This window comes from Nocardia sp. 2TAF39 (assembly GCF_052114905.1).
Classification (GTDB): domain Bacteria; phylum Actinomycetota; class Actinomycetes; order Mycobacteriales; family Mycobacteriaceae; genus Nocardia.
The window spans coordinates 231,599-252,260 of sequence record NZ_JBFRFQ010000001.1; the positions used below are offsets into that span (position 1 = coordinate 231,599).

Sequence of the window (20,662 nt, forward strand, 5' to 3'; positions counted from 1 at the left end):
CAATGTTCGGGTCGCGCAGTGTTGGCAATACCCCCTCGGCGCAGACCACACCGGTTCAGAATTAACTTGTCGCATGCTGTGCGGCGGCAGGTACTACCACTACCGCGGTGGCTACGGGCGGTCATTACCCCGGGTAGCTGGAGCGGTCGGAATGTAGGACACCTCATGCAACAGCCTTCCCTTTCGATAACCGAAACCGACACAGTTCTTCCGCACGGTGCCTTCGCCCTGTCGGCGGCCCAGCGCGGCATCTGGTTCGCTCAGCACATCGCGGGCGACACCCCCATCTCGATCGCCCAGTACGTCGAACTGATCGGACCGATCGACCTGGATCTGCTCGCGCGCTCGGCGCGCCAGGCAGGGCGCGAGTTCGGCACCGGATACCTGCGCCTGATCGAGCTCGACGGGCATCCATTCCAGTTCGTCGACACCACCCTCGACGACAGCCTGGACATCATCGACTTCCGCGCCGAACCCGACCCGGAGGCCGCCGCCCACGCGTGGATGCGCGCGGAGTACGAGGCGCCGCTGGATCTGACCCACGATCGGCTGGTGCGGGTCGCGATGCTGCGGATCGGCGCGGACCACTGGTTCTGGTACTCGCGCATCCACCACATCGTGCTCGACGGCATGGGCGCACTGACCGTGGTGCAGCGCACCGGAGAGCTCTACAACGCCGCCGTCGAGGGCAGACAACCACCGCAGGCGAAAGCGGAGGATTTGCGCAAGATCGTCGACGCCGACCTGGCCTACCGCAGCTCGGGCCGGTTCGTCGCCGACCGGGAGTTCTGGCTCGAGCACCTCGACGGGATGGCCGACCCGGTGAGCCTCGCGGGCCGCACCGCGGCCGTGGACGCACACCCGAGTCGGGTCGCGGGGGCGCTGCCCGCCGACACCGCCGAGCTGTTGGACGGCGTGGCGAGGGAGGTGTCCTCAGGCGTCGCGCCGACCGTGGTCGCCGCCTTCGGCGCATACCTTTCCGCGATGACCGGCGCGCCGGAGGTGGTGCTGAGTCTTCCGGTTTCCGCGCGGACCACCGCGACGCTGCGGCGTTCCGGCGGCATGATCGCCAACGTCGTCCCGCTGCGGCTGCGCTTGGCGCCGACCACGACGGTCGGCGATGTGATCCGGGCCGCCCAAGGCGAGCTGACCGGGGCGCTGCGACGGCAGCGGTACCGCCAGGAGGATATCGTCCGCGACCTCGGCTGGCCGATGGACGAGTCCGCGTCGTTCGGCCCCTCGGTCAATCTGATGATGGTCGACACCAGAATCCAGCTCGGCACGGTCACCGGACGGCTGCACGTGCTGACCTCCGGGTTGATCGAAGACCTGTTCGTCAACCTGTATCCGGGTGTCGGCGGCGAGAGCACACACATCGACTTCCAAGCCAACGGCAATCTCTACACCGACGCCGAACTGGCGGCGCAGCATCGGCGTTTCCTGTCATTCCTGCACCGATTCCTCTCCGCCGGACCGGACGCGCCGGTCGCGACGGTGCCGGTACTCTCCGACGGCGAACGCGCCGACTATGCGCCCGCCCGTGGGCCCGAGGGCGTCGCACCGCGGACATTGCCCGGCATCCTGGCCGACGGCGCTGCGCGCGATCCACAGGCGATCGCACTCGTCGACGGCGCGACCGCACTCACCTATCGGAAGGTCGACGACTACACCAATCGCCTGGCCCGAGTGCTGATCGCGGCCGGCGCCGGACCCGAGCGCACCGTGGCGATCTCGATTCCGCGTTCGGTCCGATCGGTACTCGCAATGCTCGCTGTGGCCAAGACCGGCGCGGCGTTCGTGCCGATCGACCCGACCTATCCGGCCGACCGGATCGAGCACATGGTCGGCGACAGCGGGGTCGTTGCGGGTGTTACGGTCGCGGCCGCGCGAAAGTTCTTGCCGGACCGGGTGAACTGGCTGATCCTCGACGACGAGACCACCGAGCGCGCGGTGGCCGAACAGGATGCGGCGGCGATCACCGATGCGGAGCGGTGGACCGCGGTGCACCCCGACCAGGTCGCGTACATCATCTACACCTCCGGCTCGACCGGGCTGCCCAAGGGCGTTCTCGTCGCGCACCGCGGGCTGGCCAATTTGGTCGCCGGGTCCAGCGCCGGATTCGGCGTGAATGCCGATTCCGTTGTCGCCCACGCCGTTTCGCCCAGTTTCGACATTTCGGTCGAGGAAATCCTCGTCACGCTCGCGGCAGGCGCGACCCTGGCTGTCGTTCCACCCTCGGCGTACGCGGGCGAGGAGCTGGCGCAGGTGCTGCGCGCCCACGGCGTGACCCACCTCAATGTCACCCCGGCCGTCGTCGGGTCGCTGGAACCGGCCACTCTGCCCGACCTGCGCACCGTGATCGTCGGCGGCGACGCCTGCCCGCCGGAACTGGTCGCCAAGTGGTCCGATCGCACCCTGTTGAACGGTTACGGTCCGACCGAAACCACCGTGACCGTGACCTTGAGCGCGCCGCTGACACCCGATGCACCGGTCACCATCGGCGGCGTCGCGCGCGGTGTGTCGGCCATCGTCCTGGATCCGTGGCTGCGTCCGCTGCCCCCTGGCACCACCGGCGAGCTCTACCTCGCTGGTCCCGGCGTTGCCCGCGGCTACCACCGGCGCAACGGGCTCACCGCCGATCGGTTCGTCGCCAACCCGTACGCCACGGGTGAGCGCATGTACCGCACCGGCGATCTGGTGCGCTGGGTCGAGTGCGACGGCCGTGCGGAGCTGGAGTATCAGGGCCGCAGCGACTTCCAGGTGAAGGTGCGCGGCTTCCGCATCGAGCTGGGCGAGATCGACGCCGCGCTGCAGCGACAGCCCGACATCGATTTCGCACTCACGCTCGGCGTCGAAACCGGTTCCGGTACCACCGCACTGGTGTCCTATGTCGTGCCGAAGCCGGGGGCCGAAGTCCATCCCGAAGCGTTGAAAGCGGCTGTGGAAGAATCGCTTCCAGCGTACATGGTCCCGTCCGCGGTGATGGTGCTGGACAGTGTTCCGCTGACGCCGCTCGGCAAAGTGGACCGCAAAGCCCTGCCCGCACCGAATTTCCGCACGCGCACGATCGTGAGCAGGCCGCCGTCCACGCCGCGCGAGGAGGCACTGGCCGCGCTGTTCGCGGAAGTGCTCGGGCTGGAGTCGGTGGGCGTCGACGAGAGCTTCTTCGCGCTCGGCGGTGACAGCATCGTCTCCATCCAACTGGTGTCGCGGGCGAAGGCGGCCGGGATCGGGTTCAGCGCGCGGGACGTGTTCGAGCGCAAGACCGTCGCCGCGCTGGCCGCGGTCGCCACCGACGTGCCGACCAAGGTCGTGCACGAGCTACCCGGCGGCGGGGTGGGTGAGGTGGAACTCACCCCGATCGTGCACGCCATGCTGGAGCAGGGCGACACCTGGCGACGGTTCGCCCAGGCGGTGCTGATCGGGCTGCCCGGGCGGACCGAGCGCGGCCGGCTGGTCGCGGCGATTCAGGCGCTGCTCGACCAGCACGACGTCCTGCGCTCCGCACTGCGGCGCACCGGCGATGGCTGGAGCTGGATGGTCGGCGAGCCGGGCACGGTGGATGCCGACGGCCTGCTGGAGGTCGTCACCGTGGGCGCGGATACCGAACAGACCTGTGAACGCGAGTTGCAGCGCGCCGCCGACCTGCTCGACCCCGAGTCGGGCGTGGTCGCGCGCTTCGTCCTGATCGAGCGCGCGGATGGCGATCCGCTGTTGTGGCTGGTGCTGCACCATCTTGTGACCGACGGCGTCTCCTGGCGCATCCTGCTGCCGGATCTGTCCACCGCAGCGCGGGGCGGCGCGCTCGCACCGGTCGGCACCTCGTTCCGGCGCTGGGCGCACGGCCAGCGGTCGCACGTGGCCGGTCGCGTCGCGGAACTGCCACTGTGGCAACGGGTACTCGCCACACCGGACCCCGCCCTCGGCTCGGCGCGGATGGACCCCGATGTCGACGTGGTGGCCACCGTGGCGCACCTGACGACCGTCATCGCGCCGAAGATCGCGGACACCGTACTCACCACCGCACCGGACCGATTCCACTGCGGTGCCGACGACGTACTGCTCGCCGGGCTCGCGATGGCGGTGGCCCGCTGGCGCGGGCGAACGTCGACACTGTTCACCCTCGAGGGCCACGGGCGCTCGGAGACCATCCTGCCGGGCGCCGACGTCGCCCGCACGGTCGGCTGGTTCACCAGCGTCTATCCCGCCGCCGTCGACCTGGCCGGCATAGATCTCGCCGACGCGTTCGCGGGCGGCGCCGCGGCGGGCGCCGCGATCAAGGCCACCAAGGAACAGCTGCGCGCCCTGCCGGACAAGGGCATCGGGTTCGGGATGCTGCGCTACCTCGACCCCGAAGGCTCGGCGGCGCTCGCGGACGCGCCGACTCCGCAGATCGGCTTCAACTATCTCGGTCGCGCGACCACCGGCAGCGACACTGTCCCCTGGCTGCAGCGACGTTTCGTGGCGACCCAGGACGACCGCGCGCCGTTGGCCGCCGTGGTGGACATCACCGCCGTCCGCACCGACTCCGGCCTCGACGTGACCTGGGCCTACGCCTCCCGTCTCCTCGACGAGGCCGACCTCGCCGAACTCGCCGCGCTCTGGACACAGGCCCTCGGCGCGATCGCCGCGCACACAGAGTCCGCGGCTTCTGGCGGACGGACTCCCTCGGACTTCGATCTGGTGGCGGTCACCCAGGAGCAGGTCGACACCTGGGAACGCGACTACCCCAACCTCACCGACGTCTGGCCGCTCTCGCCGCTGCAGTACGGCCTGCTCTTCCACGCGCTCTACGACTCCGACACCGCCGACAACTACACCGTCCAATCCATACTCACCTTGGCGGGCGCGGTCGATTCGGCCCGATTGCATCGCGCCGCAAAGACTTTGGTGGCACGACACGAGAACCTGCGCGTCGCCTTCGTGGAGACCGAGCACGGTCCGCGTCAGCTCGTCCTCGCCGACGCCGAGATCCAATGGCAGGACGTGGACCTCACCGGGATCGCCGACGACGAGCGCGGTCGCGAACTACAGCGACTGATCGCCGTCGACGCGCGCACCCGGTTCGAGCTCACCCGCCCACCGCTGCTGCGCTGCACGCTCATCCGGACCGGACCCGAGGCCTACCAATTCGTGCTGACCAACCACCACCTGGTACTGGACGGCTGGTCGGCCCCGCTGCTTGTGCGTGAACTGCTCACCCTCTACGTCACCGAAAGCGATGCGTCCACGCTGCCGCCCGCGCACTCCTACCGCGAGTTCCTGACCTGGCTGCAGTCCGGGGACGACGCGGAATCACTGGCGGCGTGGACCAGTTCGCTGGCCGGCGTGGACACGCCGACCCGTGCGGTGCCCACTCTCGCCGGCATCGAATCGACCGAAACCGGCATGGTCTCCACCGACCTGACCCGTGCGACGGTGGCTCGGCTGGAAACCACCGCCCGCGAAGCAGGAGCCACGGTGAACACCCTGGTGCAGGCCGCTTGGGCAATGCTGCTCGCGATGCTCACCGGCCGCACCGACGTGGTGTTCGGCGGCACCGTCTCCGGCAGGCCGCCGGAGCTTGCGGGGGTCGAGGAGATGATCGGCCTGTTCATCAACACGCTGCCGGTGCGGGTCCGGCTCGACCCGGCGGAGAAGGTGGTCGACCTGCTCGCGCGCCTGCAGGCCGAGCAGGCGCGGCTGATGGACCACCAGCACGTCGGCCTCGCCGCGATCCACCAGGCGGTCGGTCTCGCCGAATTGTTCGACACTCTGACCGTTTTCGAGTCCTATCCGATCGATCGCGAAGCGCTGTCGCAGGCGCTGGACATCGCGGGCATGCGGGTGCTGGACGTCGCGGTGACCGACGCGGCGCCGTATCCGTTGAACCTCATGGTGATTCCACTGCACGACCCCGACGGCCAGGACACGCTGCAGATCACGGTGAAATATCTGACCGACCAGCTCCCGCCCGAGGCGGCACGGCCGCTGCTGGATCGCTTCGTCCGGCTGCTGACCCAGCTCGCCGACAATCCCCGCGCGCTGGTCTCCCAGCTGCAATACTGCGACGACGCCGAGCGCGCCGCGCTGCTTCCGGTCCGCGGCCCGCAGTCGGTGCCGCTGCGCACGCTGCCGGAGATCCTCACCGAGGGCGCACGGATCGACAGTGATGCCATCGCGGTCACCGCGGGTGAGCTGACCATGTCCTACGCAGAACTCGACGCGTGGTCCAACCGCTTCGCGCGGGTGCTGCTGCGCCGCGGTGTCGGGCGCGAGGTGTTCGTCGTGCTCGCGCTCACCAGGTCACTGGAATCGGTGGTCGCGGTGTGGGCGCTGGCCAAGACCGGCGCCGCGTTCGCTCCCCTCGACCCGAACTACCCGGTGGAGCGGATCGAGCACATGCTCACCGACTCGAAGGCTCCGATCGGCGTGACGGTGACCGCGACCGGCGAGACGCTGCCTGGCACCGTCGACTGGCTGCTACTCGACGACCTCAATACGATGCGCCGGGCGATGACCGTCTCCGATGCGCCGATCACCGACGAGGAGCGTGGCGGGCCCATCGACGTCGACCAGACCGCCTACCTGATCTACACCTCCGGCTCCACCGGCAAGCCGAAGGCCGTACTGCTCAGCCACCGCGGTGTCGCGAACCTCGTGACCGCGCAACGGGAAACGCTCGGTCTCGACCACACTGCCAGCGCACTGCAGGTCGCCTCGCCCAGCTTCGACGCGTCGGTCTTCGAGTTGCTGACCGCGCACGGCGCGGGCGGCAGGCTGGTCGTGTCGCCGCCGGACGTCTACGGTGGCGCGGAACTCGAACGCCTGCTGCGCACCGAACGGGTCACGCATGCGGTGATCACGCCCTCGGCGCTGACCACCATGGATCCCACCGAACTCGACCATCTGCGCGTGCTGTCGGTCGCGGGTGAGGCCGCCACGCCGGAGCTGATCGAGCGGTGGTCGACGGGCAGGCGCATGGTGAACCTGTACGGCCCCACCGAGTTCAGCATCTGGGCGACCGGCCCTGGCGAGCTCGTCGCGGGCGAGCCGATCACGATCGGCGGTCCGATCCGCGGCGCGGCCATCATGGTGCTCGACACCTGGCTGCGCTCGGTGCCGGTGGGCGTGGCCGGTGAGCTGTACCTGGCGGGTCCCGCGCTCGCCCGCGGCTACTTCAACCGATTCGAGATGACGGCGAGCCGCTTCGTCGCCGACGCGTTCGGCGAACCCGGCGGGCGAATGTATCGCACAGGTGACATGGTGCGCTGGGTGATCGGCCGTGACGGCGATCTCGAGCTGGAGTACCTGGGCCGCAGCGACTTCCAGGTCAAGATCCGCGGGCTGCGCATCGAGCTCGGCGAGATCGACGCGGTGCTGTCGCGGGACGACGAGGTCGAGTACGCGGTGACCATCGGGCGCGCGGGCCCGGCCGGGAGCACCGTGCTGGTGTCCTATGTGCTGCCCGCCGAGGGTGTTCAGCTGGATGTCGAGCGGCTGCGTGCGCAGACTGCCGCCGAGCTGCCCGGCTACATGGTGCCCGGCTACCTCGTCGTGCTCGAGTCGATTCCGCTCACCCCGGTCGGCAAGCTGGACCGCAAAGCCCTTCCGATACCGGACTTCTCGGATACGAGCCGGCCCTATCTCGCGCCGCGCACGCCGGTCGAGGAGGCGGTGGCCGCCGTGTTCGGCGAGGTGCTCGGCAGCGAGCGGGTCAGCGTCGACCAGTCGTTCTTCGAGCTGGGCGGCAACTCGTTGAGCGCGACCAAGGTGGTCGCGCGGGTGAACGCCGGGCTCGGGTCGCGGATCGCGCTGCGCGATCTGTTCGACGCACCGACCGTCGCCCAGCTGTCCGCCCGGGTGATTCCCGCCACCGGCGACGCGCCCGGCCGGTTCGCGCTCGCGCCGCGGATCCGGCCGGACCGCGTTCCGCTGTCCCCTGCCCAGCAGCGCATGTGGGTGCTCAACCGCATGGATCCGTCCTCGCCCGCCTACAACATCGCAGTCGCTTTGCGGCTCACCGGCGAGTTGGACGTCGACGCCATGCGCGCCGCGCTCGCCGACGTGGTCGACCGGCACGAGAGCCTGCGCACCCTGTATCCCGCCGACGCGGAGGGCCCGCGGCAAGTGGTGGTCGGCGTCGATGTGGCCGCGCCTGCCATGCCAGTACTCGACACCGAGGACGGCGCCGCGCTGCGCGAGCGGATCACCGCACTGGCCGGCAACGGGTTCGACATCACCACCCAACCGCCGCTACGAGTGGGCCTGTACCGGGTCCACAGCGCGGCGGAGGCGCTCACCGGTGCCGGGCCGGTGTCGTCGGCTCCCTCTACCGGAACCGCACCCGTCTCGTCCGGCCCCGCCGCGGGGATCGCGCCGGTCTCCTCCGGTTACTCGGTGGACCATGCACCCCAGCCGACGCCGGTGCACGTCGTCGTGCTGGTGGTGCATCACATCAGCGCAGACGGCGCGTCGATGGCGCCGCTGGCCGCCGACCTGGTCGCCGCGTATTCGGAACGCACGACCGGTGCGCCCGACACGCGCGCCCCGCTCGCGGTGCAGTACGCCGACTTCGCGCTCTGGCACCGGGAGGTGCTCGGCGACGAGGCGGACCCGGAATCCACTGCGGCACACCAGATTCGATTCTGGCGAGAGACCCTTGCGGGTGTGCCCGATGTGATCGAACTTCCCACCGACCGCCCGCGCCCGGCGGTGCAGACCATGCACAGCGCGGACTTCCCCTTCACCGTCGACGCCGAAACACACAGCGCGCTGGTGGAATTCGCCGCCGCACGGAACGTCAGCCCGTTCATGGTCGTGCACGCCGCGCTGGCGGTGCTGCTCGCCCGGCTCGGCGGCACCGACGACGTGTTGATCGGTACGCCGGTCGCGGGCCGCGGCGAGGAGGCGCTGGACGAGCTCGTCGGCATGTTCGTCAACACCTTGGCGCTGCGCACCCCGGTCGAGACCGGTCTGGGATTCGCGGCGTTCCTGGACACCGTCCGTTCCGCGGATCTGGACGCCTTCGCCAACGCCGACGTCCCGTTCGAGCGGCTGGTTCAGGTGCTCGACCCCAGCCGCTCGACGGCGCACCATCCGCTGTTCCAGGTGACGCTGAGCCTGCAGAACTTCGTCGAACCGGTGCTGGAGCTGCCCGGATTGCGTTTCGAGGTGGAAGACTTCGACCGCAATGCTTCGCAATTCGATCTGACCCTCGAGCTGCGGGAGCATGTTACCGAGGCGGGGCCGTCGGGGATGGACGCCGTGCTGACCTATGCGACCGACCTGTTCGACGAGGCGTCGGTGTCCTCGTTCGCGCTCCGGTGGCGGCGGGTACTCGCGGAAGTCCTCGCGCAGCCCGAGGTGCGCATCGCCGACATCGACATCCTCGACGACGCCGAACGCGCGACGCTGATTCCGGTGCGCGGTCCCGAAACCGCAGGGACGACAACACTTCCGCAGCTGCTCGCCGAGACCGCCCGGCGGTATCCGGATCGCCCGGCGCTCGTGGTCGGCGGCAACACCACCACCTACCGGGAGATCGACGCACACGCCAATCGCCTGGCGCGGGTGCTGATCGACGCAGGCGCCGGCCCGGAAACCGTGGTGGCACTCGGTCTTCCGCGCTCAGCGGAGCTGCTCACCGGCATGTGGGCCGCTGCGAAAGCCGGCGCGGCGTTCCTTCCGGTCGACCCGAAGCACCCGGTCGAGCGCATCGACCACATGCTCACCGATTCCGGCGCCATGGTCGGCCTCACCCTCGCCGAATTCCGGCCGATGCTGCCCGACGGCACGGAGTGGCTGGTGCTCGACGACCTGGCCCTTGTCGAACGCTGGGGTGCCGCGAGCAGCCGTGCGCCGCGCGAAAGCGAACTGCTCGGACCTATCCGACTGGACAATCCGGCATGGATGATCTACACCTCGGGCTCCACCGGAACCCCCAAGGGTGTCTCGGTCTCCCACCGCGGCATCACCGACATGGTCGCGGCGCAGCACGCTTCTCTCGGCTTGGACGAGCACTCCCGGGTGCTGCAGGTGGCATCCCCGAGCTTCGACGCGTCGCTGTTCGAGGCGATCATGGCGTTCGGTTCCGGCGGCGCGTCGGTGGTGTCGCCGCCGGAGGTGGTCGGCGGCAGCGCGCTCGCCGAGCTGATCGATGCCGAACAGGTGACGCACCTGGTGATCACCCCCTCGGCGCTGGCCACCCTCGATCCCGCCGAGGTGACGAACGTGCGGGTGCTCTCGGTGGCCGGGGAGGCAGTCGGCGCCGAGTTGGTCGAACGCTGGGCCGCGGACCGAACCATGGTCAACCTGTACGGCCCGACCGAGTTCACCATCTTGGCGACCGGCTCCGTGCTGTCGGTCGGCACGCCGGTCTCCATCGGCACGCCGGTGCACGGCGCGGCCGCCCTTGTGCTCGACGACCGGCTGCACGCGGTCCCGGTTGGGGTGGCGGGCGAGCTGTATCTCGCCGGTCCCGCGCTCGCCCGCGGCTACCACGCGCGGCCGAGCCTCACCGCCACACGCTTCCACGCCAACCCGTTCGGCGCGGCAGGCGAACGGATATACCGCACCGGCGATCTGGTGCGGTGGATCCGCGCCGGGTCGGGGCTGGAACTGGAGTACCTGGGCCGCACCGACTTCCAGGTCAAGGTGCGCGGCCAGCGCATCGAACTCGGCGAGATCGATGCGGTGCTCGGCCGCGCCGAGGGCGTGGACTTCGCGATCACGCTCGGTGTGCCCGGCCCCACCGGGGCGACCGCACTGGCCGCCTACCTGGTCCCCACGCCCGGTGTCGACCTCGACGTCGCGCGGGTGCGCGCGTTTGCCGCGGACATCATGCCCGGCTATATGGTGCCCTCCGCGTTCGTCGTGTTGGACGAGATCCCGCTCACCGCGGTCGGCAAGCTCGACCGGAAGGCGCTGCCCACACCGGAATTCACCGCGGACCGCACCGAGTACCGTGCGCCGGAGACGCTGACCGAACAGGTGCTTGCCGAGATCTTCGGCGAGCTGCTCGGCCTGGAGAAGGTGGGCACCGACGATTCGTTCTTCGGGCTCGGCGGCGACAGCATCCTGGCGATCCAGCTGGTGTCTCGGGCGAAGCAGCAGGGCATCACCTGTACGCCGCTGCAGGTGTTCGAGCATCGCACGGTGGCGGCGCTCGCGGCGGCCGCCGACGCCGCGGAGACGGCGGTGACACTCGATGAACTGCCCGGCGGCGGCGTCGGCGAGCTACCGCTCCCGCCGATCGCGCACTACATGCTGGAGCGCGGTGGCAACCACGACCGCTTCACCCAGACCGCGGTGCTGGAACTGCCGGTCGGGATCGAACGGTCTCAGATCGTCGCGGTCCTCACCGCCGCGGTGGATCGGCACGACATGTTGCGGGCGCGGCTGGTCACCGACGCCGACGACGGCGCGCACCTGCTGGTCGGCCCGCCCGGCTCGGTCGACGTGGACGCGCTCGTGCACCGCGTCGAATTCGATCTGGCCGACCCGATCGAGCTGCGCGAATTCGCGGCGACCGAACTGGACGCCGCGGCGAACCGGCTCGACCCGGCGAACGGCACCGTGCTGCAATTCATTTGGCTCGACCCGGTGGGTGACGCGGGTACGCGGACCGGGGCGGGACGGTTGCTCGTGGTGGCTCACCACCTGGTGATCGACGGCGTGTCCTGGCGCATCCTGGTGCCGGATCTGCTCGCCGCGTGGGCGCAGGTGTCGGTCGGCAACCTCCCGGTTCTCGCCGAGACCGGAACCTCCATGCGGCGCTGGTCGCACGCATTGGCCGAGGAGGCGCGCTCCGACCGCAGGGTGTCCGAGCTGGCGTACTGGCAGGACGTGCTCGCCGGACCTGATCCGCTGATCGGCGGCCGTGAGCTCGATCCCGCGGTCGACCGTACAGACACGCTGCGCATGGTGGAGCGGGAGGTGTCCGCGGAGGTCACCGCAGCGGTGCTCACCACACTGCCCGGCCTCTTCCAGGGCGGCGTCAACGACACGTTGCTGGCGACCCTGGCGCTCGCGCTGGTGCGCTGGCGCGACAGCGCCGAATCGACGGCGCTGGTGCGACTGGAAGGCCATGGCAGGCAGGAGGAGGTGGTGGTCCCCGGCGCCGAGCTGTCCCGCACCATCGGCTGGTTCACCAGCATCTACCCGGTGCGGCTCGACCTGGCGAACATCGACGTCGATGACGCGCTCGCCGGCGGACCCGCGATGGGCGCGGCGATCCGCGCGGTCAAGCACCAGCTGCTCGCCGTGCCGGACAAGGGCATCGGGTTCGGCCTGCTCCGCTATCTGAATCAGGAAACGGCACAACATCTTCCGGCGCCGCTGCCCGGCCGCATCGGCTTCAACTACCTCGGCAGGTACTCGACCGGCGACATCCCGGCCGGACTGGAGGGTCTCGGCTGGCTGCCGACCGATGAACTCGGCGATCTGCATGCCGCCGAGCATGCCGACGTGCCCTTGCAGTCGGCGATCGACGTGAACGCCGTGGCGATCGGCGACCGGCTGCGCGCGAGCTTCGGCTTCCCCTCGACCCTGCTCGCGCAGGACGAGGTGGCCGAGCTGGCCGACCTGTGGGTCGAAACGCTCGGCGCGGCAGCCCATTTCGCGCAGACCGCGGCGGCGCGCACCGCCGCCGCCGAGGAGGCCGCGGCCACGACCCCGGTAACGCCCGTGCCTGGCGGGCTAGGACTGGACATTGTGCTCCCGATCCGGCTCGGCGGCACCGAGCCCGCACTGTTCTGCGTCCACCCGTCGGCCGGAATGTCATGGACCTATCTGGGATTCGCGGATGTGCTGGCGCCGGGCAGGCCGATCTACGGTTTGCAGGCGCCGGACCTCAGCGGCCACGAACCCGCGCGCTCGATCGAGGATTTCGCCGACCGCTACGTGCACGAGATCCGCGCCCTGCAACCCGAGGGGCCTTACCACCTACTCGGCTGGTCGTTCGGCGGACTCATCGCCCACGCGATGGCGACCAAGCTGAAAGCGGACGGCGCCACCGTCGGCGTCGTCGCGCTGTTGGACGCCGACACGACCGACATCGACGGCGACAGCATCGAACGGCTCACTCCGGGCGGCTTCGTCAACGCGTTCGGCTCGGTCTTCGGCATCCACGACGTGCCCGCCGAGGCGACGGCCCAGGAGGCGGCCGATCTGATCCGCGAACGGCTCGGCGGCGTATCGCTGATCGACGCGACCACCCTGGAGCGGATGGCCGGGTCGTTCAACGCGTCGGCCCGGACCAGAACCGGCTATCGACGCCCGGTGTTCGACGGCGACATCGTGTACTTCAGCGCAACCGTCGACACCTCCGACATTTTCGGTCCCGGCGGCTGGCGGCCGTATGTGACCGGCGAGATCATCAACCACGACATCGATGTCACCCACGACGAGCTGACGGCGCCGCAGGTGCTGCCGATCATCGCGCGCGTGCTCGACGAACATATGGGAGGCCGAGGATGAGCTTTGATCACGGAGTCGTCGTCGAAGGAATCGAGAAATCGTTCGGAGCCGTCAAGGCATTGCGCGGCGTCGATTTCGCGGCGGAACCGGGCGAGGTGCTCGGCATCCTCGGACCGAACGGCGCAGGCAAAACGACGATGGTGAACATCCTGTCCACGCTGATCGCGCCGGATCGCGGTCGCGCGCTGGTCGCCGGGCACGACGTGGTCGCCGACCCGGCGGCGGTGCGCCGCATCATTATGCTGACCGGCCAATACGCGGCGCTGGACGACATGCTCAGCGGTTATGAGAACCTCGTGATGTTCGGCAGGCTGATGGGCCTGCGCAAGCGGGCCGCCCGCGCCCGCGCCGACGAACTGATCGGCGAGTTCGATCTCGAAGGTGCGGCGGGCCGCCGGGTCGGTACCTACTCCGGCGGCATGCGCAGGCGCATCGACATCGCGTGTGGCCTCGTCGTCCGCCCGGACGTGGTGTTCCTGGACGAACCCACCACCGGGCTGGATCCACGCAGCAGGCAGGGGGTCTGGGATCTGGTGTCCGACTTCAAGAAGGCAGGCATCACCACGCTGCTCACCAGCCAGTACCTGGAGGAGGCCGACGCGCTCAGCGACCGGATCATCGTCATCGACCACGGTGTGGTGATCGCGCATGGCACCGCCGACGAGCTGAAGTCGCGGACCGGCGGAAGTTACTGCGAGGTGGTGCCGCTGGATCTGAAGGATCTGCCCGCCATCGCGGCTGCGCTGGGTTCGCTGCTGCCGCAGGAGAATCGGGCCGCGCTGACCGCCGATGCCGATCGGATCGCCATCCCGGCGCCGGATGGCGCCAAAACCCTTGCCGAAGCGCTGCGGCGACTCGACAGCTCCGGAGTCGAACTGGTCGACATCGCGCTGCGCAGACCCTCGCTCGATGACGTGTTCCTCCAGCTGACCGGGCATCTGTCGACGGTGGAGGCCATCGAGGTGCCGGAGGTCGTGTCGTGACGGCCGCGACCTGGCTCGCCCAGACCCGCGCCGCGCCGATGCGCACGCAGCAGTGGTGGGTGCTCACCACGCGGCTGATCGTGCCGTCAGTGCAGACCGGCGAGGTGCTCGCCTCGGTGCTGGCGCCGGTGGCGTTCACCGCCAGCTTCTACATTCCGCTGAAGACCGTGATGACGTTCGCGGGCACCGGGTTCAGCAGCTACGCGCAATTCATGATGCCGATCTTGATTATGCAGGCCGCCTCGTTCACAGCCATTTCGGCGGCCTTCCGCGCCGCCACCGATTCGGTCGCCGGGCTCAACCGGCGGTTCGGCTCCATGCCGGTCGGCCCGCTCGTCCCGGTCGCCGCACGGATGTCCGGCAATGTCTTCCGTGTGGTCATCGCGCTCACCACCGCGGTGATCTGTGGGTACGTCATCGGCTTCCGCTTCTACCTCGACACCGTGCACACGATCGGCTTCCTGCTGTTCTCCTTGCTCATCGGGATCGTACTGACCTTGGGCGGGGACGTGATCGGGATGGCGTCGCGCAGCCCGGAGGCGACCACGCAGGCATTGGTGTTACCGCCGTTGATCTTGGGCATGCTCTCGACAGGACTCGCTCCGGCGCGCCAGTTTCCGGACTGGGTGCAGCCGTTCGTGCGCAACCAGCCGGTCTCGCAGTACGTCACCGCGTTGCGCGCGCTCGCCGGTGACACTATGCCGAACGCGGGGCAGGTGACCTGGACGCTGATGGGCCCGCCGGTGGCCTGGGCGATCGGCACTCTGGTTCTCTGCATCCCGCTGTCCATCCGGTTGAACTCGAGGAGGGCGTGATGGCACTGGTTGCCGATCGCACGGAGGAAACCCACACCGGCTCGGAGGTGTCGATGTCGGCACTGGTGCTGCACACGCTGATCCAGACGCAGCGTCTGCTGCTGCGCTGGGCCCGCAATCCGGTCACTTTGCTGGAGACGCTGATCATCCCGTGCCTGCTGTTGATCATGCTGAATACCGTGGTCGGTAACCAGATCGAGAAGTTCACCGGCGAAAGCGCGCTCTTCGGCTCGGTGCCGATGGTCACCATCGTCGGCGCGCTATCCGGTGCGGTCGCCGGCGGCATCCTGCTCGGCCGGGAGCGCGACGCGGGTCTGCTCGCCCGCTTCTGGGTCCTGCCGGTGCACCGCGCCTCCGGCCTTGCCTCTCGAATCCTCGCCGAGGGCTGCCGGATCTTCGCAGGCACCCTCGCCGTGGTCCTGGTCGGCTTCTTGCTCGGGTTCCGCTTCCACCAGGGCGTCATGGCCACGATCGTCTTCCTGTTCATCCCGATCCTTTTCGGTTTGGCCTTCGCCACGATCGTCACCGCGATCGCCGTCTTCACAGCGAAAGCGACGCTGGTGGAAGGGATCACGATCCTCACCTCCCTGATGATGTTCTTCAGCACCGGCTTCGTCCCGCTGATTTCCTACCCGCACTCGATCCAGCCGGTGGTGCGCAACCAACCGATGTCGGTCGCCGTGGACACCATGCGCGCCCTCGCCCAGGGCGGACCCGTGGCCCATCTCCTGACCCTCACCTTCGCATGGTCCCTCGGCGCCATCATTCTCTTCGCCATTCCGGCGACCGTCGGGTATCGCCGCGCCAGCAGGCAGTGAACAGCCACTTCCGGCTCACAGCGGAGTCCCAGCGAAAGCCCAGCCAACCGCGAGCACGCGTTCCTACTGTCAGCGGTGGCAGTGGCCGACGGACGGAAGGACAGACAGTGGGCGCACGACGGGGTAACGGCGAGGTGCATGAGCACGATCTCGGGCTCGCGCACGATATGCAGGTGATGGTGTCCCGTCGCCGTGCCCTGTTCTTCCTCGGCGCGACGGCCGGCGCGGCGGCGGTGGCGGCCGGGTGCGCGTCGGGCTCGACCGGCACGACGGCAACGACGACCGGAACCGGCACAGCGACGGGAACGACGACCGGCGACACGGCCGCCGCGCCACAGGAGACCGCGGGACCGTATCCGGGTGACGGGTCGAACGGACCCAACGTGCTCGTCGAGTCCGGCGTGGTGCGCAGCGACATCACCACTTCCTTCGGGTCGTACTCCGGTGTGGCGCGGGGCGTTCCGATGAAGCTCGAGCTGACGCTGCGCGACCTGGCCAGGAGCGGCGCCGCGGGCGCCGGGATGGCGGTGTATGTGTGGCACTGCGACCGGGACGGCAACTACTCGCTCTACAGCAGCACTGTCACCGAGCAGAACTACTTGCGCGGCGTGCAGGTGGCCGATGCCGACGGCAAAGTTACCTTCACCTCGATTTTCCCGGCCTGCTACTCCGGCTGGTGGCCGCACATCCACTTCGAGATCTACGACTCGCTGGAGACCGCGGTCGCGGGCCAGAACGTGCGCCTGACCTCGCAGATCGCGCTTCCGCAGGAAGCATGCACCACGGTGTTCGCCTACGACTCCGGGTACTCGCGCAGCGTCTCCAACCTGTCGCAGGTCACGCTGGCCTCGGACAGTGTGTTCGGCGACGGCTGGGACGCGGAGTTGGCCTCGGTAGCGGGCGCACCCGCCACGGGGATGACGGTCTCGCTCACCGTAGGCGTCGCCGAGAAATCGCAGAACACCCAGTCGGGCAACGGTTCAGGTCCGCAGCCCGGCAGCCGACCGCCCGGCGGGCCCGGCGGTGGCGCACCCGGCGGTCCGCCGCCCAGGTAGAAATTCGGCCCTGCCCGTCCTCGACGGAGTCGGGGCCGAAACTCGTTCGGACGCTCGACTATTCGATTGCGAGCTGCCGGGCCAGCGCCCAGATCACCAGCACGTCGATGGCGATCATCACCAGTGCCCAGAACGGATAGATCGGCGCGAACAAGAAGTTGTCCAGAATGCTGATCGCCGCCATCACGATGCCCGCGAGGTAGCTCCAGGTCTTCCCGGTCACGATGCCGACGCCCGCACCGACAAACAGCACAGAGATCACCAGGTGGACCCATCCCCACGCGGTGACATCGACCAGGAATACCTGGTCCTCGGTCACCACGAAGATGTCACGCCCCGCGATCGCCGCGATGGCCGTCAACAGGTGCAGGACACCGGCGACGAGAATGAGCACGCCCGCGAAGATCGTCATATCGCTGAGCACCGGACGGGTGCTGATCGGGCCGGGACTGGTCATGGCACACACTCCTTCCGTAACGCGTGGTACAGCTGTCGGCCCAACGTAGCCGCTCACCTGGTCGAATCAGTGCAAGTGGCGGGGCGGGTCACCGGGGCGCCCGCCCGGCGCCACGTCGGCGAGGCACGGAGCCAGGGTCTGTCGGGACGCGGCGGCCGGTCGCGGGTGTCGGTCGAGTCCGAAGGTGACTTCCGGCACTGCCGGTTTCCGGCATGGTGGGGGCTGATCTGCGAATCGTCGCGTCCGGCAACAGTCTCGCGGCCGATGCGAGCGGAGCATCCGCACCTGTGCCGAGTGTCGGCGGCGTGTTGAGTCAGGCCAGCGATCGCCGATAGGCAAACTTTTAGCGATCGATATGAGCTGTCGGAACCGATGCGGTCGCCATGCTCGGCGTGCCGCACAATAGGGGGCTGTGTTTGATTTGCAGCGCCTACGGCACTGCGTGTTCGCGGCGCTCGTAAGACTCGCACCCGACGGGGTTGGGAGTGCGTTGATCGGCGGTTTGCGGGTCTACTTTGGAGCTCGGCGACACAAGGTGTTGTGCTGTGCGGACTCGTCAGACACAAGGAGTAGTGTTCCAACGGTAGGCGTTCCCCAACAGAAGCATGCTCGGGAAAGGCGTGGAGGCAGGATGAAACTGATCGATCGGGTGTCGGCCATCAACTGGAATCGGGTGCCCGACGAAAAGGATGCCGAGGTCTGGGACCGGCTGACGGGCAACTTCTGGCTGCCGGAAAAGGTCCCGGTCTCCAACGACATTCCCTCGTGGAACACCCTGACCGCCGATGAGAAGCAACTGACCATGCGGGTCTTCACCGGCCTCACCCTGCTGGACACCATTCAAGGCACGGTCGGCGCGGTGAGCCTGATCCCGGACGCGCTCACCCCGCATGAGGAGGCGGTGCTCACCAACATCGCGTTCATGGAGTCGGTGCACGCCAAGAGCTACAGCTCGATCTTCTCCACGCTGTGCTCTAGTCGCGAGATCGACGAGGCGTTCCGCTGGTCGGAGGAGAACCGCAACCTGCAGCGCAAGGCCGAGATCGTGCTGGGGTACTACAACGGCGACGATCCGCTCGAGCGCAAGGTCGCCTCGACGTTGCTGGAGAGCTTCCTGTTCTATTCGGGCTTCTACCTGCCGATGCACTGGTCGTCGCGGGCGAAGCTCACCAATACCGCCGACATGATCAGGCTGATCATCCGAGACGAAGCGGTGCATGGCTATTACATCGGCTACAAGTACCAGAAGGGCCTGGAGCTGGTCTCCCAGGCCGAGCGCGAAAAGCTGAAGAACTACACCTTCGAGCTGCTGTTCGAGCTCTACGACAACGAGGTCGAATACACCCAGGACCTCTACGACGAGGTAGGCCTCACCGAGGACGTCAAGAAGTTCCTGCGCTACAACGCCAACAAGGCGCTGATGAACCTCGGTTACGAGGGCCTGTTCCCGAAGGACGAAACCGAGGTGAACCCGGCCATCCTCTCGGCGCTGTCCCCGAACGCCGACGAGAACCACGACTTCTTCTCCGGCTCGGGCTCGAGCTACGTGATCGGCAAGGCCGTGAACACCGAAGACGAGGACTGGGAGTTCTGATCCTTTCGCAGCATCGACCACATCCGGCTCGGCCCTGAGGGCCGGGCCGGATCTGTCTGCAGCGCAGGAGGATTCGGTCAGATCCCGAGGACGAGCTTGGCTGTGGTGAAGTAGATGATCAGGCCGGTGGCGTCCACCAGAGTGGTGACCATCGGCGCGGAGACGACCGCGGGATCGATCCGCAGCTTCTTCGCCAGCAGCGGCATGGTGCCGCCGATGGTGGCGGCCCAGCCACAGATCAGGACCAGCGTGATACCGACGACCAGGGCAATGCGCGGGCCGACGAACAGGGCGCCGATCACCAGCCCCGCGGCGGCCAGCAGCGACCCGAGCACCAGCCCGACCCGACATTCCCGCCAGATCACCTTGAACAGGTCCGACACCTTGACCTCGCCGACGGCCAGCGCGCGTACGCAGGCGGTGGCAGCCTGCGCGCCCGCGTTGCCGCCCGCCCCGATCAACAGCGGGATGAACAACGCGAGGTGCGCGGCCTGCTGCAGGGTGCCCTCGAAGAAGTCGGTCACGCTCACTGTGAGGGTCGCCGCGAACAGCAACAGCAGCAGCCACAGCGCGCGATAGCGGGCCAGCTGGAACACCCCGGCCGCCATGTAGTGGCCCTCCCACGGCGCGGAACCCGCCTGTCGGGCCACGTCCTCGCTGTCGGCGGCCTCGATCACCTCGACCGCGTCGTCGATGGTGAGCAGTCCGACCAGCCGGTCCTCGCTGTCGACGACCGGCAGGTTGATGTCGTTGGTCTCACGCATCAACCGAGCGGCCTTCTCCGCGGAGCCGGTGGCGCGCGCGAAGGCCGGTTCGGTGACGACCAGTTCCGACACCATCGTGTCCGGCTCGCTGAGCACCAGCTCGCGCAGCTCGACGATGCCGGTCAGGCGCCTGCCCGAGTCGACGACGGGCAGTGTGTACACCGTCTCGGCGTTGCCGCCCTCAGCCCGCACCATGCCGAGCGCCTCGGCGACGGTCAGATCGCGCGGCAGCGCCACCACCTCGGGCGTCATGTACTGCCCGGCGGAGCCCTCCGGGTAGCCGAGCAGGCTCGCGGTCATCCGCCGCTCGCGCGGGCTGAGCCCGGCCAGCGCCTTCTTGGCAACCTTGGCGGGTGCTTCGCGCAACATGCGGGCCCGGTCGTCGGGTGCCATGCCCTCGACCAGGTCGCGGAAGCTCTGGTCGCGCAGGCTCTGCAAGATCTGCTGCTGGTCCACCGGCTCGAGTTCCTCGAACACGGCCAGCGCCAGGTCTTTGTCGAGCAGCCGGAACGCCATCCCGGCCCGCACCGCGTCCATGCGGGCGAGCTGGTCGGCGATGACGTGCGGCGGATGGTTGTCGAGCCAGTCGAGTGCGGCGTCCACACGGCGGCTTTCGACGATGTCCTGCAGGGATTCGGACAGCGTCGGGCGTACTTCGATGATATCGGTCTGCGACATGGGAGGACCTCAGCACGTGCGTGAGTGAATGGAGAAGGCG

General features: G+C 68.7%; 8 protein-coding genes. 6 read left to right on the plus strand and 2 right to left on the minus strand.

Annotated features, from left to right (window positions below; translation table 11 throughout):
* The first annotated feature begins 165 nt into the window (after positions 1-165).
* The 5 genes from AB4Z47_RS00965 to AB4Z47_RS00985 all read left to right on the plus strand — a co-directional run bounded on the left by AB4Z47_RS00965 (position 166) and on the right by AB4Z47_RS00985 (position 17,129).
* Positions 166-13,458: an amino acid adenylation domain-containing protein gene (locus AB4Z47_RS00965; protein ID WP_441947228.1), complete on the plus strand. Its 13,293-nt coding sequence runs from the start codon at positions 166-168 to the stop codon at positions 13,456-13,458.
* Positions 13,455-14,441, plus strand: coding sequence for an ATP-binding cassette domain-containing protein (locus AB4Z47_RS00970; protein ID WP_441947229.1), 987 nt, complete (start codon positions 13,455-13,457; stop codon positions 14,439-14,441). The genes AB4Z47_RS00965 and AB4Z47_RS00970 overlap by 4 nt, the downstream gene beginning before the upstream one ends.
* Positions 14,438-15,256 carry an ABC transporter permease gene (locus AB4Z47_RS00975; RefSeq protein ID WP_441947230.1) on the plus strand — a complete coding sequence of 273 codons (819 nt, stop codon included), beginning with the start codon at positions 14,438-14,440 and terminating at the stop codon, positions 15,254-15,256. Before AB4Z47_RS00970 ends, AB4Z47_RS00975 begins: the two co-directional genes overlap by 4 nt.
* Positions 15,256-16,074 carry an ABC transporter permease gene (locus tag AB4Z47_RS00980; protein ID WP_441947231.1) on the plus strand — a complete coding sequence of 273 codons (819 nt, stop codon included), beginning with the start codon at positions 15,256-15,258 and terminating at the stop codon, positions 16,072-16,074. The genes AB4Z47_RS00975 and AB4Z47_RS00980 overlap by 1 nt, the downstream gene beginning before the upstream one ends.
* A gap of 167 nt (positions 16,075-16,241) precedes the next feature.
* Positions 16,242-17,129 carry a dioxygenase family protein gene (locus AB4Z47_RS00985; protein WP_441947334.1) on the plus strand — a complete coding sequence of 296 codons (888 nt, stop codon included), beginning with the start codon at positions 16,242-16,244 and terminating at the stop codon, positions 17,127-17,129.
* 58 nt (positions 17,130-17,187) lie between these two features.
* Here the strand turns inward: AB4Z47_RS00985 and AB4Z47_RS00990 are convergent, their stop codons facing one another.
* Positions 17,188-17,586, minus strand: coding sequence for a DUF7144 family membrane protein (locus AB4Z47_RS00990; RefSeq protein WP_441947232.1), 399 nt, complete (start codon positions 17,584-17,586; stop codon positions 17,188-17,190).
* Positions 17,587-18,217: 631 nt separating this feature from the next.
* On the opposite strand from AB4Z47_RS00990, the gene nrdF reads away from it, so the two are divergent.
* A complete protein-coding gene (gene nrdF / locus AB4Z47_RS00995) occupies positions 18,218-19,180 on the plus strand; it encodes a class 1b ribonucleoside-diphosphate reductase subunit beta (protein ID WP_441947233.1) in 963 nt (320 codons plus the stop codon).
* A gap of 77 nt (positions 19,181-19,257) precedes the next feature.
* Here nrdF and mgtE read toward each other — a convergent pair whose 3' ends face one another.
* A complete protein-coding gene (mgtE, locus tag AB4Z47_RS01000; protein WP_441947234.1) occupies positions 19,258-20,622 on the minus strand; it encodes a magnesium transporter in 1,365 nt (454 codons plus the stop codon).
* Between the last annotated feature and the right edge of the window lie 40 nt (positions 20,623-20,662).